Here is an 888-nt window from a genome sequence, read left to right on the forward strand (position 1 = left end):
GGCGGTCTCAGACGGTCAGTGCATCAGCCCTGGTAGAAGGGTGATCTGTTGATCGGAGGGCTGGGTGCGGGGCGTGGAGTTGACCTTGGAGGATCGGGAGTCGATCTCCAGGGGGCTGGCGGCGGAGTTGTCGCACCGGGCGATCGGGGTGCTGCTGAACCGCAGTCAGTCGGTGATCAGCCGTGAAGTAACACGGAACGGCGGCAACGTGAACTACCGGGCCGCGGACGCTCAGCGGCGTGCGCAGGAGAACCGCCGGCGGCCGAAGGCGTTCAAGCTGGAGAAGGATCGGAGGTTGCACGACGCGGTCGCCGAGCGTCTGGCCGCTGACTATTCTCCGGAGCAGGTGGCGAACAGGCTGGTCAAGGAGTTCCCGGACGACCCGGAGATGCGCGTGTCGCACGAGACGATCTATCAGACGCTGTTCGTGCAGGCGCGGGGCGAGCTGCGGACGCAGCTGAAGCTGGCGCTGCGGTCCGGGCGGGTGGTTCGCCGGCCGCAGGGGTCGACGCGGCCGAAGCAGGCCAGGATCGCTGGCATGGTCAGCATCTCCGAGCGGCCCGCGGAGGTCGTTGACCGGGCGGTGCCTGGCCACTGGGAAGGGGACATGGTCGTGGGCAAGGCCGGGGCCAGCCAGATCCTGACCTTGGTCGAGCGTCAGACACGGTTCGTCATGCTCGCGCGTGTTCCCTACGATCGGTTCGCTGACCGGGTCGCGCTCATCCTTGCGTTGAAGGTGCGGGAGCTTCCCGAGGCTCTGTTCCGGTCGATTACCTGGGACCAGGGTACCGAGATGGCCGAGCATGCTCGGTTCACCGTCACGACTGGTATTCCTGTCTACTTCTGCGATCCGCATTCCCCGTGGCAGCGTGGGAGCAACGAGAACAC

General features: G+C 66.3%; 1 protein-coding gene. It reads left to right on the forward strand.

Going from position 1 to position 888, the window contains the following annotated elements:
• Nucleotides 1-73: 73 nt before the first annotated feature.
• Nucleotides 74-888 (forward strand): IS30 family transposase (locus tag AB1460_RS37870; RefSeq protein ID WP_368967404.1); only part of this gene is annotated, 815 nt, incomplete at its 3' end.

The organism is Parafrankia sp. FMc2, assembly GCF_041008525.1.
Classification (GTDB): domain Bacteria; phylum Actinomycetota; class Actinomycetes; order Frankiales; family Frankiaceae; genus Parafrankia.